16 protein-coding genes are annotated in these 16,322 nt (G+C 63.6%); 12 read left to right on the forward strand and 4 right to left on the reverse strand.

Features of this window, described 5'->3' with window-relative positions; translation table 11 throughout:
- Positions 1-32: 32 nt before the first annotated feature.
- From WBK23_RS00665 to WBK23_RS00690, 6 genes are all read left to right on the forward strand, one after another.
- Positions 33-746, forward strand: a complete 714-nt coding sequence (locus tag WBK23_RS00665) for an SIMPL domain-containing protein (RefSeq protein WP_424482088.1) — start codon at positions 33-35, stop codon at positions 744-746.
- Between the two features lie 223 nt (positions 747-969).
- Positions 970-2,568 carry an ABC transporter substrate-binding protein gene (locus WBK23_RS00670; protein WP_424482089.1) on the forward strand — a complete coding sequence of 533 codons (1,599 nt, stop codon included), beginning with the start codon at positions 970-972 and terminating at the stop codon, positions 2,566-2,568.
- Between the two features lie 262 nt (positions 2,569-2,830).
- A complete protein-coding gene (locus WBK23_RS00675; protein WP_424482090.1) occupies positions 2,831-3,841 on the forward strand; it encodes an ABC transporter permease subunit in 1,011 nt (336 codons plus the stop codon).
- Between the two features lie 10 nt (positions 3,842-3,851).
- Entirely contained in the window at positions 3,852-4,754 is a 903-nt protein-coding gene (locus WBK23_RS00680; RefSeq protein WP_424482091.1) for an ABC transporter permease subunit, read from the forward strand.
- 10 nt (positions 4,755-4,764) lie between these two features.
- Positions 4,765-5,739, forward strand: a complete 975-nt coding sequence (locus WBK23_RS00685) for an ABC transporter ATP-binding protein (protein WP_424482092.1) — start codon at positions 4,765-4,767, stop codon at positions 5,737-5,739.
- The gene (locus WBK23_RS00690) at positions 5,739-6,710 is read left to right on the forward strand and encodes a peptide ABC transporter ATP-binding protein (protein WP_424482093.1); all 972 of its coding nucleotides are present in this window, start codon (positions 5,739-5,741) and stop codon (positions 6,708-6,710) included. The genes WBK23_RS00685 and WBK23_RS00690 overlap by 1 nt, the downstream gene beginning before the upstream one ends.
- A 27-nt stretch (positions 6,711-6,737) precedes the next feature.
- Here WBK23_RS00690 and WBK23_RS00695 read toward each other — a convergent pair whose 3' ends face one another.
- Positions 6,738-7,514: a YdcF family protein gene (locus tag WBK23_RS00695; RefSeq protein ID WP_424482094.1), complete on the reverse strand. Its 777-nt coding sequence runs from the start codon at positions 7,512-7,514 to the stop codon at positions 6,738-6,740.
- Between the two features lie 26 nt (positions 7,515-7,540).
- A complete protein-coding gene (locus WBK23_RS00700; RefSeq protein WP_424482095.1) occupies positions 7,541-7,984 on the reverse strand; it encodes a hypothetical protein in 444 nt (147 codons plus the stop codon).
- A gap of 200 nt (positions 7,985-8,184) precedes the next feature.
- Here WBK23_RS00700 and leuS point away from each other — a divergent pair, with 200 nt between their 5' ends.
- From leuS to lipA, 6 genes are all read left to right on the forward strand, one after another.
- Positions 8,185-10,797, forward strand: a complete 2,613-nt coding sequence (gene leuS / locus WBK23_RS00705) for a leucine--tRNA ligase (RefSeq protein ID WP_424482096.1) — start codon at positions 8,185-8,187, stop codon at positions 10,795-10,797.
- Positions 10,798-10,869: 72 nt separating this feature from the next.
- Positions 10,870-11,481, forward strand: coding sequence for an LPS assembly lipoprotein LptE (gene lptE, locus WBK23_RS00710; protein ID WP_424482097.1), 612 nt, complete (start codon positions 10,870-10,872; stop codon positions 11,479-11,481).
- Between the two features lie 39 nt (positions 11,482-11,520).
- Positions 11,521-12,567: a DNA polymerase III subunit delta gene (holA, locus tag WBK23_RS00715; protein ID WP_424482098.1), complete on the forward strand. Its 1,047-nt coding sequence runs from the start codon at positions 11,521-11,523 to the stop codon at positions 12,565-12,567.
- Positions 12,568-12,644: 77 nt separating this feature from the next.
- Positions 12,645-12,803 (forward strand): alternative ribosome rescue factor ArfA, encoded by a 159-nt coding sequence (gene arfA, locus WBK23_RS00720; protein ID WP_424482099.1) that lies wholly within the window; start codon positions 12,645-12,647, stop codon positions 12,801-12,803.
- Between the two features lie 70 nt (positions 12,804-12,873).
- The gene (locus WBK23_RS00725) at positions 12,874-14,151 is read left to right on the forward strand and encodes a lytic murein transglycosylase (protein WP_424482100.1); all 1,278 of its coding nucleotides are present in this window, start codon (positions 12,874-12,876) and stop codon (positions 14,149-14,151) included.
- Between the two features lie 126 nt (positions 14,152-14,277).
- The gene (gene lipA / locus WBK23_RS00730; RefSeq protein ID WP_424482101.1) at positions 14,278-15,330 is read left to right on the forward strand and encodes a lipoyl synthase; all 1,053 of its coding nucleotides are present in this window, start codon (positions 14,278-14,280) and stop codon (positions 15,328-15,330) included.
- Positions 15,331-15,398: 68 nt separating this feature from the next.
- On the opposite strand, the gene lipB is transcribed toward lipA, so the two are convergent.
- Together lipB and WBK23_RS00740 are read right to left on the reverse strand one after the other, a co-directional pair.
- Complete coding sequence (gene lipB / locus WBK23_RS00735) at positions 15,399-16,052, reverse strand: lipoyl(octanoyl) transferase LipB (RefSeq protein ID WP_424482102.1); 654 nt, start codon at positions 16,050-16,052, stop codon at positions 15,399-15,401.
- Complete coding sequence (locus tag WBK23_RS00740) at positions 16,052-16,321, reverse strand: DUF493 domain-containing protein (RefSeq protein WP_424482103.1); 270 nt, start codon at positions 16,319-16,321, stop codon at positions 16,052-16,054. The genes lipB and WBK23_RS00740 overlap by 1 nt, the downstream gene beginning before the upstream one ends.
- Position 16,322 lies beyond the last annotated feature (1 nt).

Below are 16,322 nucleotides of genomic sequence, written 5' to 3' on the forward strand. Positions count from 1 at the left end.
AACCCATGCGCCCAACACATAAAGGAATCGTCATGCTGCCATTGTCCCGCCTCGCCACCGCTCTACTGCTGAGCGCCACCACCCTGTTGAGCGCCACGGCCATGGCCGAAGAAGCGCGCTACAACCAGGTCGCGCTGCGTGCCGAGGTCAATCAGGAAATCGCTCACGACCTGATGCACGTCACCCTCTACAGCGAAGCCCAGGACAGCGACCCCGCCGCACTCGCCGCGCAGATCAGCAAGACCCTCAACGCCAGCATCGCCCAGGCGCGCAAGGTCAAAGGCATCAGCGTCACCTCCGGCAGCCGTAACAGTTACCCGGTCTACGATGACAAGGGCCAGAAAATCACCGCCTGGCGCGAGCGCGCCGAGCTGCGCCTGGAAAGCGCCGACTTCAGCGCCCTGTCCAAGCTCACCGGGGAAATGCTGCAAACCCTGAAGATGGGCGGGATGAACTTCAGCATCGCCTCAGGCACCCGCAAAACCCACGAAGACGCCCTGCTCAAGGACGCCGTAGGTGCCTTCAAGGCCCGCGCGCAGCTGGCCACCGCAGCCCTGGGCGGCAGCGGCTACAAGCTGGTTAGCCTGAACCTCAACAGCGGCGGCTTCCATTCACCAATGCCAATGCGCATGGAAGCCATGAAAGGCGCAGCGATGATGGATGCGGCGGTTACCCCGCAGATCGAAGCAGGCACCAGCCAGGTCAGCATTACTGCTGATGGGGTGATTGAGGTGCAAACGCCCTGAGAACTGCTACAAACAGAAGCAGCGCCGTTATCCGACGATAGCGGCGCTTTGCCATGCTTTCGCAGCACAGTTATAGAAATGCGACAGCAAGATACAAGCGCACCACCATTACGCCCCTCAACACGGCATCGCCCTTGCCTACGGCATATGCCGTGCATAGTTTCATCCAAGGTCTCCACAAGAGGCCCCTCAGGATCACAACCACAATAAACATGAGGTCACTATGCGTAAGAACGCCGTCATCCAGGCTTTACTCGCCGCTGGGCTGATCGCCAGCACCCCGCTTGCCAGCGCCGCCGGCAACCTGGTGTTCTGTTCCGAGGGCAGCCCCGCCGGGTTTGACCCGGGCCTGTACACCACCGGTACCGATTTCGACGCGGCAGCGGAAACCGTGTTCAATCGTTTGAGCCAGTTCGAGCGCGGCGGCACCGCGGTGATCCCCGGCCTTGCCGAGAAGTGGGACATCAGCGAAGACGGTCTGAGCTACACCTTCCACCTGCGCCCGAACGTGAAATTCCACACCACCGAATACTTCAAGCCAAGCCGCAGCTTCAACGCCGATGACGTGCTGTTCACCTTCCAGCGCATGCTCGACAAGGAGCATCCGTTCCGCAAAGCCTACCCGTCGGAATTCCCCTATTTCACCGACATGGGCATGGACGCGAATATCGCCAAGCTGGAAAAGCTCGACGAGATGACAGTCCGGTTCACCCTCAATGAAGTGGACGCCGCCTTTATCCAGAACCTGGCGATGAGCTTCGCCTCGATCCAGTCTGCCGAATACGCCGATAGCCTGCTCAAGGCCGGCAAGGCCGCCGATATCAACCAGAAGCCCATCGGCACCGGCCCCTTCGTGTTCAGCCGCTACCAGAAGGACGCGGTGATCCGCTTCAAGGGCAACAAGGAATACTGGCAACCGGATGAGGTGAAGATCGACAACCTGATCTTCGCCATCAACACCGACGCCTCGGTGCGCATGCAGAAGCTCAAGGCTGGTGAATGCCAGGTCACCCTGTTCCCGCGCCCGGCGGACCTCGACGCGCTGAAAAAAGACCCGAACCTGGACATGCCCGAGCAGGCCGGCTTCAACGTCGGCTATATCGCCTACAACGTCACCCACCCGCCGTTCGACAAGCTCGAAGTGCGTCAGGCGCTGGACATGGCGGTGAACAAGCAAGGGATCATCGACGCGGTGTACCAGAGCGCCGGTCAGCTGGCGGTCAACGGCATGCCGCCGACCCAATGGTCGTATGACGACAGCATCAAGGACCCTGCCTACAACCCGGAAAAAGCCAAGGAGCTGCTCAAGGCCGCCGGCATCAAGGAAGGCACCGAGATAACCCTGTGGGCCATGCCCGTGCAGCGCCCGTACAACCCCAACGCCAAGCTGATGGCCGAGATGCTGCAAAGCGACTGGGCCAAGGTCGGCATCAAGGCCAAGATCGTCAGCTACGAGTGGGGCGAATACCTCAAACGCGCCAAGGCCGGCGAGCACGACGCCATGCTGATCGGCTGGAGCGGCGACAACGGTGACCCGGACAACTGGCTGGGCACCCTGTACGGCTGCGACGCGGTGGACGGCAACAACTTCTCCAAGTGGTGCAACGCCGACTACGACAAGCTGGTGAAAGCCGCCAAGCGCGTGACCGACACCACTGAGCGCACCGAGCTGTACAAGCAGGCCCAGGTGCTGCTCAAGCGTGAAGTGCCGATCACCCCGATCGCCCACTCCACGGTCTACCAGCCGATGAGCAAGAAGGTCGTGGACTTCAAGATCAGCCCGTTCGCGCTGAACTCGTTCTACGGCGTCGGCGTCAAGTAAGCACACGCTGCACTCTGGTTGGCGGGCGGTTTTTCGGCCCGCCAACCGGACCATAACCGCCTACACCGCATAACAGCGCCCGGCCTTTGCAGTTAGCAGGCCGTAGAAAAACGTAGGCGAGGCAGGCAAGACAAGGCAAAAACAGGCGAGGAAGCGGAGTGTACTTTTGTACATGAGCATTCCGAGCCTGTTTTTAACGCAGTATTGCCAACGCAGGTAGTTTTTCAACGGCCTGCCGGGCACACACGGAGCACCCATTTGTATGCTGTCCTTTATCGCCCGCCGTTTGGGGCTGCTGATCCCCACCTTTTTCGGTGTCACCCTGCTGACCTTCGCGCTGATCCGCATGATCCCCGGTGACCCGGTGGAAGTGATGATGGGCGAGCGCCGCGTCGACCCAGTGATGCACGCCGAGGCCATGGAGCGCCTGGGCCTGAACAAGCCGCTGTACGCCCAGTATTTCGACTATATCGGCCAGCTGGCCCAGGGCGATCTGGGTGAATCACTGCGCACCCGCGAAAGCGTCTGGAGCGAATTCACCACCCTGTTTCCCGCCACCCTGGAACTGTCCCTGGCCGCCCTGCTATTTGCCGGCTCGCTCGGCCTGATCGCCGGGGTGATCGCCGCCCTGAAACGCGGCTCACTGTTCGACCATGGGGTGATGGGCATCTCGCTGGCCGGCTATTCCATGCCGATTTTCTGGTGGGGCCTGCTGCTGATTATGTTCTTCTCGGTATGGCTGGGCTGGACGCCAGTGTCCGGGCGTATCGACCTGCTCTACGACATTCCGCCGGTCACCGGCTTTATGCTGATCGATACCCTGCTTTCCGGCGAAGAAGGTGCCTTTGTCGACGCCCTGCGCCACCTGATCCTGCCGGCCATCGTGCTCGGCACCATCCCGCTGGCGGTGATCGCGCGGATGACCCGCTCGGCCATGCTCGAAGTGCTGCGCGAGGACTATGTGCGTACCGCCCGCGCCAAGGGCCTGTCGCCGGCCCGCGTGGTTTTCGTACATGGCCTGCGCAATGCGCTGATCCCGGTGCTCACAGTGTTCGGCCTGCAGGTCGGCGCGTTGCTGGCGGGCGCGGTGCTGACCGAAACCATCTTCTCCTGGCCGGGAATCGGCAAATGGCTGATCGAGTCGATCGGCGCGCGTGACTACCCGGTGGTGCAGAACGGCATCCTGCTGATCGCCTGCCTGGTGATCCTGGTCAACTTCGTCGTGGACATCCTCTACGGCCTGGCCAATCCACGCATTCGCCATCAGCGCTAAGGAGAGCCCAATGACCACGCAGGCCACACTCGACCAATCGCTGTTCTACCCCTCACCGCTCAAGGAATTCTGGCAGGCCTTCGCCCACAACAAGGGCGCAGTCGCCGGGCTGCTGTTTATGATTGTGCTGGTGATCTGCGCGCTGTTCGCGCCGTGGATCGCGCCGCACGACCCCAGCGAGCAATACCGCGAGTTTCTGCTGACTCCGCCGGCCTGGCTGGAAGGTGGCCAGTTGCAGTTTCTGCTAGGCACCGATGAAGTCGGCCGCGACCTGCTGTCGCGGCTGATTCATGGCGCACGGCTGTCGCTGCTGATCGGCCTGGCCTCGGTGCTGATGTCGCTGATCCCCGGCATCCTTCTGGGCCTGGTCGCCGGCTTCTTTCCGCGCCTGCTCGGCCCGTCGATCATGCGCCTGATGGACATCATGCTGGCCCTGCCCTCGCTGCTGCTGGCGGTGGCCATCGTCGCCATCCTCGGCCCAGGGCTGATCAACACCATCTTCGCCATCGCCATCGTTTCGCTGCCGTCCTACGTGCGCCTGACCCGCGCCGCGGTGATGGGCGAACTGAACCGCGACTACGTCACCGCCGCACGCCTGGTCGGTGCCAGCCTGCCGCGACTGATGTTTGTCACCGTACTGCCCAACTGCATGGCCCCGCTGATCGTACAGGCCACCCTGAGCTTTTCCTCGGCGATTCTCGACGCCGCCGCCCTGGGCTTTCTCGGCCTCGGCGTACAACCTCCAACGCCTGAGTGGGGCACCATGCTGGCCTCGGCGCGCGACTATATCGAGCGCGCCTGGTGGGTGGTGACCCTGCCGGGCCTGACCATCCTGCTCAGCGTGCTGGCGATCAACCTGATGGGCGACGGCCTGCGCGATGCGCTCGACCCGAAGCTGAAGAATGCGCAGTGAGGAGCCCAGCATGAGCCTATTGGATATCAAGAACCTCAAGGTGCGCTTCGGCGATGCCACTGCCGTACCGGTGGTCGACGGCCTCGATTTGAGCGTGGAGAAAGGCGAGGTGCTGGCCATAGTCGGCGAGTCCGGCTCGGGCAAGTCGGTGACCATGATGGCGCTGATGGGGCTGATCGACGCCCCCGGTATCGTCAGCGCCGACGGCCTGCACTTCGACGGCACCGACATGCTGCGACTCAAGGGCCGCCAGCGCCGGCATATCGTCGGCAAGGACCTGTCGATGGTCTTTCAGGACCCGATGACCGCGCTCAACCCGAGCTTTACCGTGGGCTTCCAGATTGAGGAAGTGCTGCGCCAGCATCTCGGCCTCAAAGGCCAGGCCGCCCGTACGCGTGCCCTGCAACTGCTGGAACGGGTGGAAATCCCCGCCGCCGCCAGCCGCCTGAATGCCTACCCGCACCAGCTTTCCGGCGGCATGAGCCAACGGGTGGCGATTGCCATGGCGATCGCCGCCGAACCTAAGCTGTTGATCGCCGACGAGCCGACCACGGCGCTGGATGTGACCATCCAGGCGCAGATTATGGACCTGCTGGTGGGCCTGCAACGCGAGCAGAATATGGCCCTGGTGCTGATCACCCATGACCTGGCGGTGGTCGCCGAAACCGCCCAGCGCGTCTGCGTGATGTATGCCGGGCAAGCGGTAGAAATCGGCCATGTGCCGCAGCTGTTCGATGCGCCGAGCCACCCCTATACCGAAGCGCTGCTCAAGGCGATCCCCGAGCACAGCCTGGGCCAACGCCGCCTGGCCACCCTGCCCGGCATCGTTCCCGGCCGTTACGACCGACCGCAGGGCTGCCTGCTGGCCCCGCGCTGTCCTTATGTACAAGCCCGCTGCCACGAGCAACGACCGCCGCTCAATGCGCATCAGCACGGCGCGGTGCGCTGTTTCTATCCCCTCAACCTGACCGCGGAGGTGGCGTGATGAGCACCGTACTAACGGCCCGTGACCTGACCCGTCACTATGAAATCTCCCGCGGCCTGTTCAAACCGGCCGCGCAGGTGCAGGCGCTGAATGGTGTGTCCTTCGAGCTGGCCGCCGGCAAGACCCTGGCGGTGGTCGGAGAGTCCGGCTGCGGCAAATCCACCCTGGCCCGCGCCCTGACCCTGATCGAGCAACCCAGCTCGGGCTCGCTACAGATCGCCGGACAGGAAGTGACCGGCGCCAGCAAGGCCCAGCGCAAACAACTGCGGCGCGATGTGCAGATGGTCTTTCAGAACCCCTATGCCTCGCTCAACCCACGGCAGAAGGTCGGCGATCAATTGGGTGAGCCGCTGCTGATCAACACCGCGTTGTCGCGCCTGGAACGCCGCGACAAGGTGCAGGCGATGATGCAGCAGGTCGGCCTGCGCCCCGAGCACTACCAGCGCTACCCGCATATGTTCTCCGGCGGCCAGCGCCAACGCATCGCTCTGGCCCGCGCGATGATGCTGCAACCCAAGGTGCTGGTGGCGGACGAGCCGACCTCGGCGCTCGACGTGTCGATCCAGGCGCAAGTGCTCAACCTGTTTATGGACCTGCAGGAGGAGTTCAACACCGGCTACGTGTTTATCTCGCACAACCTCTCGGTGGTGCGCCACGTAGCCAATGAAGTGCTGGTGATGTACCTCGGCCGCCCAGTGGAAATGGGGCCGAAGGAGTTGATCTACAGCCACCCGCTGCATCCCTACACCCAGGCGCTGCTGTCCGCCACGCCGAGCATCCACCCGGACCCGAGCAAACCGAAGATCAAGATAGTCGGCGAACTACCCAACCCGCTGTCGCCGCCCAGCGGTTGCGCCTTCCATCAGCGCTGCCCACATGCCAGCGAACGCTGCCAGGTTGAACAGCCCGCACTGCGTCTGCTGGATGCGCGGCAGGTGGCTTGCCACCATGCCGAGCAGATCAATAGCTAAAGAATGCGAGCCCCGGCCAGCTGGGGCTTATTCCTGCGCCGGGGCCCGGTAGAACAACCTGTAACCCAGCAGTCCGACTGCTTCATTTAGCAGCAAACCGTTCTGCCAGACCGCCTTGCTTTCCGGCAACCAGCCGCCAGCAGGACGGCCATTGGGCGTACCGAGAAAGCCCATCGGCGCGCTGACCACCTGCAACCCAGCCTGTTCGAAACTCCAGCGCGAGCGCGGCATATGCCAGGCCTGGGTCACCAGCACCACACGGGTAATTCCCGCCTGCTTCAGCAGCTCTGCGCTGTGGGTCGCATTCTCCCAGGTGGTGCGGCTCAAGCCTTCCTGCCAGCGCACCGGCACGTCGTAATCGCGCGCCAGCACCTCGGCCATCAGTGCCGCCTCACTCGGCGGTACTCCATAGTGCAACCCGCCGCTGGTCAGCAGCGGCAAACCTGAGGCCTTGGCCAGCCGAGCGGCGAAACGTACGCGCTCCTGCCCCATCAGACTGGGCTGATCGCTGCCCCAACCGGGGTCGCCGAGTTCACTGCCATTGCCAAGGACTACGATCACATCAGCCTGCTGCGCCAAGCTGGCCCACTGCGTCTCGTTCAAGGCGGGTTCGCGCTCCAGCAGCCGCGCCGAATACTCGACCGCCAGCGGCAAGCTGAACAGCCACAAGCCGCCCAACCCCATGGCAAAACAGCCCGCCGCCAACCGCGGAAAACGCCGACGCAGCCACCAGGCGGCCAGCAGCAAAAGCAGAAAGAGGCCAGGCGGCAGGAAAAACTGTTTGAGAATGTAGCGAATCGGCATCAGGCACCTCCAACGGTGCGCGAAGCCTAACGAGGATTGCTCGCGCGGAACAGCTGTGAGCCGCACGCCTGGCAGGCCTGCATGCCGTGCCCGGATTGCCAGCCGGCCTGAGTGCCGCACAGCGCGCAACACAACTGCATGCGCCGTTTGAGTAGCGGCCGAACCTTGCCAGGGAGTGCCGCAGAGGCCTTGTGTGCCCCGCGCCCGACCTTGCGCGCGCCGGATAACTGTTCGATCTGTGCCATCTCCTGGGCCGCCGCATGCCAGCCGCGCAGCCAGTCCAGATCGCGATTCAGATAGGCGCGGATCAGCTCCATTTCCGCAACGGTGAGGCCACGCAGCTCCAGTTCGAGCGGCGGTTCGGCAGCCAGGCCGCTCACGCTGTCTGCTTCATCCAAGGCCATGGCAAGACGCTGCAGCAGTCGCTCATAGAGCCCACCTGCGCTCGCGCCACGCCTTAACTCTGCCATCCACGCACCTCACGCCGGGCCCAACCATATGGCCCATATAGCAAGCTTAGCGCCCGCGCTTTGAGCGATGACGCGTCGCGACAAACGGCGGGACCGGCCGGTGCCCCTCGGCGCAGGCGCAATCAGGGTTTCCCTGAATAAGCGGGGCTCATGTATGCTACCGCGTTTCCCGCAAGCCCTTATTCCCAGCGCCGGTAGCCATGCAAGAACAGTATCAGCCACGCGAAATCGAAGCCGCCGCGCAGTCCCATTGGGACGCGCAGAAATCCTTTGTAGTGAGCGAACAGCCAGGCAAGGAGACCTTCTACTGCCTGTCGATGTTCCCCTACCCGAGCGGCAAGCTGCACATGGGCCACGTGCGCAACTACACCATCGGTGACGTGATCGCCCGCTACCAGCGTATGCAGGGCAAGAACGTGCTGCAGCCGATGGGCTGGGACGCGTTCGGCATGCCGGCGGAAAACGCCGCAATGAAGAACAAGGTCGCGCCGGCCAAGTGGACCTACGAGAACATCGAGTACATGAAGACCCAGCTGAAATCGCTGGGCCTGGCCGTGGACTGGACCCGCGAAGTCACCACCTGCAAGCCGGATTACTACCGCTGGGAACAGTGGCTGTTCACCAAGCTGTTCGAAAAAGGCGTGATCTACCGCAAGAACGGCAGCGTCAACTGGGACCCGGTCGACCAGACCGTACTGGCCAACGAGCAGGTGATCGACGGTCGTGGCTGGCGTTCCGGCGCGCTGATCGAAAAGCGCGAAATTCCCATGTACTACTTCAAGATCACCGCCTACGCGGAAGAGCTCTTGAGTGGCCTGAACGAGCTGGATGGCTGGCCGGAACAGGTCAAGACCATGCAGCGCAACTGGATCGGCAAGAGCTTCGGTGCCGACGTGGTGTTCGACTATGACCTGGGCAGCGTCGGTATTGACGGCCAGCTCAAGGTCTACACCACCCGCCCCGACACCCTGATGGGCGCGACCTACGTCGCCGTCGCCGCCGAGCACCCGCTGTCGCAGCGCGCCGCCGAGAGCAATCCGGCCATCGCCACCTTTATCGCCGAATGCAAAGCCGGCTCCGTGGCCGAGGCCGACATGGCCACCATGGAGAAGAAAGGCGTCGCGACTGGCCAGTTCGTCATCCACCCACTGACCGGCGACAAGCTGCCGGTGTTCGTCGCCAACTACGTACTGTGGGGCTACGGCGAAGGTGCAGTGATGGCCGTACCGGCGCATGACGAGCGCGACTTCGAATTCGCCAGCAAGTACGCACTGCCGATCAAGCAGGTCTACGCCGCGGCGGACAAGGACTACTCGGCTGCCGAGTGGCAAGCCTGGTACGGTGACAAGGACGGCCTGAGCAGCATCAATTCCGGCAAATACGACGGCAAGAACTTCAGCGAAGCCTTCGACGCCATAGTCGCCGACCTCGAAGCCTGCGCCCACGGCGCACGCAAGACCCAGTTCCGCCTGCGCGACTGGGGCATCAGCCGCCAGCGTTATTGGGGTTGCCCGATCCCGATCATCCATTGCGACGCCTGCGGCGACGTGCCGGTACCGGACGACCAGCTGCCGGTGGTGCTGCCGGAAGACGTGGTTCCGGATGGTGCCGGCTCACCACTGGCGCGCATGCCGGAGTTCTACAGCTGCACCTGCCCGAAATGCGGCGGCGCGGCCAAGCGCGAAACCGACACCATGGACACCTTCGTCGAGTCGTCCTGGTACTACGCTCGTTACGCCTCGCCGCACTACGATCAAGGCATGGTCGACCCGGCCGCGGCCAACCACTGGCTGCCGGTGGATCAGTACATCGGCGGTATCGAACACGCGATCCTGCACCTGCTCTATGCGCGCTTCTTCCATAAGCTGATGCGTGACGAAGGCCTGGTGTCGTCCAATGAGCCATTCAAGAACCTGCTGACCCAGGGCATGGTGGTCGCCGAGACCTACTACCGCACCCTGGAAAACGGCGGCAAGGACTGGTTCAACCCGGCCGATGTCGAGCTTGAGCGTGACGCCAAAGCCAAGGTCATCAGCGCCACGCTGAAGACCGACGGCCTGCCGGTGGAAATCGGCGGCACCGAGAAGATGTCCAAGTCGAAAAACAACGGCGTCGACCCGCAGTCGATGATCGATGCCTACGGTGCCGATACCTGCCGCCTGTTTATGATGTTTGCCTCGCCACCGGACATGAGCCTGGAATGGTCCGACTCCGGCGTCGAAGGTGGCAGCCGCTTCCTGCGCCGCGTCTGGCGCCTGGCCCAGGGCCACGTCAGCCAGGGCCTGCCGGCAGTGCTCGACACCCAGAATCTAAGTGATGAGCAGAAGCTGGTGCGCCGCGCGATTCACCTGGCGATCAAACAGGCCAGCGTCGATATTGGCCAACACCACAAGTTCAACACCGCCATCGCCCAGGTGATGACGCTGATGAACGTGCTGGAAAAAGCCCCGCAAGCCAGCGCACAAGACCGCGCCCTGCTGCAGGAAGGTCTGGAGGCGGTAGCCCTGCTGCTGGCCCCGATCACCCCGCACATCAGCCACCAGCTGTGGCAGGAGCTGGGCCACGACGGCGCGATTATCGACGCCCAGTGGCCACAGGTCGATGAATCGGCGCTGGTGCAGGACAGCTTGACCCTGGTGATCCAGGTCAACGGCAAGCTGCGCGGACAGATCGAAGTGCCGGCCAGCGCCAGCCGCGAGGACGTTGAAGCCACCGCCCGCAGCAACGAAAACGTGCTGCGCTTCACCGAAGGCCTGAGCATCCGCAAGGTCATCGTGGTGCCAGGCAAGCTGGTCAACATTGTTGCCAACTAAATAGTCGCCAACTGATTAAGCTTGGCGCGACCGCACAGCGGCGCGCCGCAAGACACGCCAAGGGGATAAAAGATGAGCAAACGGAATCTGTTGGTAATTGGCCTGGCTACCCTGCTCAGTGCTTGCGGCTTCCAGCTGCGCGGCACCGGTGACGTGCAGTTCGCCCTCAAGGAGCTCGACGTCAGCGCGCGCAACGCCTACGGCGAAACCGTCAATGAAGTGCGCGAAGTGCTGCAGAACAACAACGTGCGGGTCTTCCCGGGCGCGCCGTACCACCTGGTCATCAGCAACGAGCAAGAGAACCGCCGTGCCGCCAGCTTTACCAGCGCGGCCCGCACCGCCGAGTACGAGCTGACCAAGCACCTCGAGTACGAGATTCGCGGCAGCAAGAACCTGCTGCTGCTCAGTGACAAGCTGGAAGCCCAGAGCTACTACAGCCAGGACAGCAACAACCTGGCGGGTGGCGACCAGGAGGCCGCGCAAATTCGCCTGGAAATGCGCCGCGAACTGATCCAGCAGCTGGTACAACGCCTGCAACAGATCACCCCGGAGCAGCTCGACCAACTGCAACAGACCGCCGAGGCCAAGGCGCAAGTCGAAGCAGACGCCCTGGAAGCCGCTCGCCAGCAACAGGCCGCGCAGCCTCAGCAGTCGCCGATCCAGCTGCCGATTCCGGCTCAGTAAGTCCGCCGGGCCGCGCAAGCGGCCCCGCTCTGCGACCCGATGAAACTCAACCCCGCACAACTCGGCAAACACCTGCAGGGCAACCTGAGTCCGGTGTATGTGGTCAGTGGCGACGAGCCCCTGCTCTGCCAGGAAACTGCTGACGCCATCCGCGCCGCAACCCGCCAGCAGGGGTTCAGCGAGCGCCAGGTGTTCAATGCCGACAGCAACTTCGACTGGGGCAACCTGCTGCAGGCGTGCGCCAGCATGTCGCTGTTTGCCGACAAGCGCCTGCTGGAACTGCGCCTGCCCACCGGCAAACCTGGCGACAAGGGGGCGAGCGCCCTGCTCGAATACCTGGCCCGCCCCGCCGACGACACAGTGCTGCTGATCAGCCTGCCGAAACTCGACGGCAGCGCGCAGAAAACCAAGTGGGGCAAGGCGCTGATCGAAGGCGCGCAAACGCAGTTCGTGCAGATCTGGCCGGTCGACGCCAACCAACTGCCGCAGTGGATTCGCCAGCGTCTGGCGCAAGCCGGCCTTAGCGCCAGCGCCGAAGCAGTGGAAATGCTCGCCGTGCGCGTCGAAGGCAACCTGCTGGCTGCCGCCCAGGAAATCGAGAAGCTCAAGTTGCTGGCCGACGGCACGCAGATCGATGTCGACACCGTGCAAGCCTCGGTGGCCGACAGCGCCCGCTTTGACGTATTCGGCCTGATCGATGCCGCACTTAACGGCGAAGCAGCTCACGCCCTGCGCATGCTCGAAGGCCTGCGCGGCGAAGGCGTCGAGCCGCCAGTGATCCTCTGGGCCCTGGCTCGGGAAATCCGCCTGCTGGCGACCATCGCCCAGCAGTACAGCCAGGGCATGCCCCTGGACAAAGCCTTCAGCTCAGCGCGCCCGCCGGTCTGGGACAAACGCCGGCCGCTGGTCAGCAAAGCCCTGCAACGCCTGTCGGCATCACGCTGGGCCGCCCTGCTGCAGGATGCCCAACGCATCGATGCACAGATCAAAGGCCAGGCCGCGGGTGATCCCTGGAGCGGCCTGAGCCTGTTGACCCTGACCCTGTGCGGGCAGCGCCTGGGGCTTGGCAGCGAACGCACGCTTTAGTCCATCTGGACATTCCCCTCACAGCAGCCCATGCTTCGCCCGCCCGCGCACCGCGGCCAGCCGTTAGAGGAACCCCCATGGCGAAGAAAAGCAAACACGGCCCGAACAAGGCCAAATCCCTGATAGCCCAGCCACTGTTTCGCTCTCGCCAGGAAACACCCGGCAAAGGCAAAGGCAGCTACCGCCGCGAAGCCTCCCAGCAAAACTGGGAGGCTTCATACTTTCTGGCCGCCTGAAAAGCCCGCCAACCCGCCTAGCGCCTCAATCGTGCTAAGGTTACGGCCTGCAAAATGTGCCGAGACCACCATGCCTTACCTGTTTCTTCGTGGCCTGACCCACAGCGCCGCAGCCTGCCTCCTGCTGCTGCTGACCGCTTGCGCCGAAGCCCCCGCGCAGCCTCTCGCCGTTGCGCCACTGACTCCAGCCGCCACAGCCATCAGCCCACCCGCCGCCAGTGCCCCCAGCCCGCTGCTGAGTTTCGAGGAGTGGCGCAGCCTGCTGCGCAGCGATGCGATTGCCGCCGGCATTGATGCCGAGCTGTTCGACCGCGCCTTCGCCGGCATCACCCTGGACCCCAAGGTGGTCAGCTCTGACAACAGCCAGCCGGAGTTCACCCGCCCGGTGTGGGAATACATCGACGGCGCAGTTTCCGTGACCCGTATAGCCCAGGGTCGTCTGCTCAAGGCGCAGCACCGGCCAACCCTGAAAGCCATTCGCAGCACCTACGCGGTCGACCATGAAGTGCTGATTGCGATCTGGGGCATGGAAAGCAATTTCGGCAGCAACATCGGCAGCCACAACGTGATCCGTTCACTGGCCACCCTGGCTTACGACGGCCGCCGCCAGGCGTTCTGGCGCAGCCAGTTGCTGGCCGCCCTGCAAATCCTGCAAGCCGGCGACAGCACCGTCCAAGGCCTGATCGGCTCCTGGGCCGGGGCCATGGGCCAAACCCAATTTATGCCGACCACCTTTAATCAGCATGCCGTGGACTTCGATGGCGACGGCCGCCGTGATCTGTGGCGCTCCGCCCCTGACGCCCTGGCTTCCGCCGCGCATTACCTGCAAGCCTCGGGCTGGGAAAACGGCCAGCCCTGGGGCTTTGAGGTGAACCTGCCGCAAGGCTTCGATTACGCCCTGGCCGACCCAGAAGTACGTCGCAGCCTGGCGCAGTGGCGCACCCTCGGAGTCAACCCGGCCACCGCCGTCGATGCCAATCAGCAAAGCCTGGCCACACTGTTTTTACCGGCCGGCCATCGCGGCCCGGCCTTCCTGCTGCTGAACAACTTCCGCAGCATCCTCAAGTACAACAACTCCACCTCTTACGCCCTGGCCATCGGCCTGCTCAGCGATGCACTGGACGGCAACCCTGGTGTACAGGCCGCCTGGCCACGCAATGACCGCCAGCTCGGGCGCAGCGAGCGCATCGAGCTGCAGGAGCTGCTGACCGGCAAAGGCTACCAACCCGGTCCGGCCGACGGCATCATCGGGGCCAATACGCGCAAGGCCGTGCGGGCCTTCCAGCAGAGCCTGGGCCTGCCAGCCGACGGCTACCCCAGCCATGAACTGCTGCAACGACTTAGATAACTGACAGAGGCCGCCTGGGCGGACCGCACGGCAGCCGACAGACTGACCAGTCAGTCGCTGTGATAAACTGCGCGGCGGCCACAAGCCGCCTCGTCCACGGAGCCTCTAGCGGAGCCCAGATTGCCGATGTCCGATACCTCCCCGCCTAAAACCGTTGCCAGCGGCGAAAAATTCCGCACCACCCAAGGCATCACTGCAATCAAGGACGGCCAGAAGCGCCGCGCCTCCAGCGAACCCCAGGTGTTCGAACCCAAGCCCAAGTGGCTGCGGGTCAAGGCCCCCGGTGGCAGCCGCTTCGAAGCGGTCAAACGCAATGTCAGCGAACACCGCCTGAGCACCGTGTGCCAGGAGTCCCACTGTCCGAACATGGGCGAATGCTGGTCCAACGGCACCGCCACCATCATGCTGATGGGTTCGGTATGCACCCGCGCCTGCCGCTTTTGCGCGGTGGATACTGGTAACCCGAATGGCTGGCTGGATCTGGAAGAGCCACAGAACACCGCCAAGTCGGTGGAGCTGATGGCGCTGCGCTATATCGTGCTGACCTCAGTGGACCGCGACGACCTGGATGATGGCGGCGCCGCGCACTACGCCGCCTGCGTACGGGCGATCAAGGAGCGTACGCCGCAAGTGGTAGTGGAAGCCCTGACCCCAGATTTCGACGGCGACCTGCAGGCCATTGAGCGCGTGGTGGACTCGGGCCTGGAGGTGTTCGCGCAGAACGTCGAGACGGTCAAGCGCCTGACCTATGAGGTGCGCGACCCCCGTGCCGGTTACGAAAAGACCCTGCGCGCGCTGGAACATGCCAAACGCCATCGCCCGAGCATGCTGACCAAGACCAGCCTGATGTTGGGCCTGGGCGAGACCGATGAGGAAATCCTGGAAACCATGGATGACCTGCGCGCCATCGGCGTGGACATCCTCACCCTCGGCCAGTACCTGCAACCGACCCGCAACCACCTGACGGTCAAGCGCTGGGTCACCCCGGAAGAGTTCAATCGCTTGCGCGAAATCGGCCTGGAGAAAGGCTTTATGGAAGTCGCCGCCGGCCCGCTGGTACGCTCCAGCTACCGCGCCGACAAGGTGTTCGAGAAGAATAACCTGGGCCTCGCCGCCCCGGTGCCAGTGCCGGGCCAGCCGCTGGACAACAACCTGATTCCGACCCTCACCCTAAACTGATCGGGCCGCACAACGCCTGCCTTTGGGCTTTGCCTGGGGCAGGCGTTTGTTTATCCGCCCGCCCTGCTCTAGCCGTTTATGGCACCAGCCAGGCTCCGCTGCTGCGCGTAGTCGAGGTGTTTGACCAGCTGCTCACGCAGCCGCGCACTCACCTCGGATAGCACTATCGGTCCCGCCGCCAGGTCGGCCAGCTGGGTCATGGGCATGCCGGCATAACCGCAAGGGTTGATGCGCTGGAACGGCTGCAGGTCCATATCCACATTCAGCGCCAGGCCATGGAAGGAGCGGCCGTTGCGGATACGCAGGCCCAGCGAGGCGATCTTCGCGCCATCCACATACACACCCGGGGCATCCGGCTTGGCAGTGGCGCTGACACCATAGCTGGCGAGCAGGTCAATCAGGCTGCGTTCGATCCGGCTAACCAGCTCACGCACGCCAATGCCGCTACGGCGCACATCCAGCAGCAGGTACGCGACCAACTGGCCGGGGCCGTGATAGGTCACCTGGCCGCCGCGATCAACCTGCACCACCGGAATATCACCGGGAAACAGCACATGCTCGGCCTTGCCGGCCTGGCCCTGGGTAAACACCGGAGGGTGTTCGAGCAGCCAGATCTCGTCAGGCGTATCCACGCCGCGCGTATCGGTAAAACGCTGCATCGCGTGCCAGGTCGGCTGATAGTCAACCAGGCCCAGCTCGCGAAAGCCGAGCGGCAGGCTCATCAGAGCACCATGTGGACGATACCGGTCGCGCGCAGGGCGCTATTGATATCGCGCAATTGGTCTTCGCCGGTGGCTTCGATGTGCAGCTGCACAGTGGTGTATTTGCCATTACTGCTCTGGCGCTCGGCCAGCGTAGTGAGATCGACCTTGGCATGCTTGCTAAGGATTTCGATCACCATGTCTTTGTAATTGGCACCACTGTCGCCCACCACCTTGATCGGGTAGTCGGCGCAAGGGAATTCGATTTTGTGCGATTTGACGTCGGTCATG

The organism is Pseudomonas sp. (assembly GCF_049653025.1).
Classification (GTDB): domain Bacteria; phylum Pseudomonadota; class Gammaproteobacteria; order Pseudomonadales; family Pseudomonadaceae; genus Aquipseudomonas.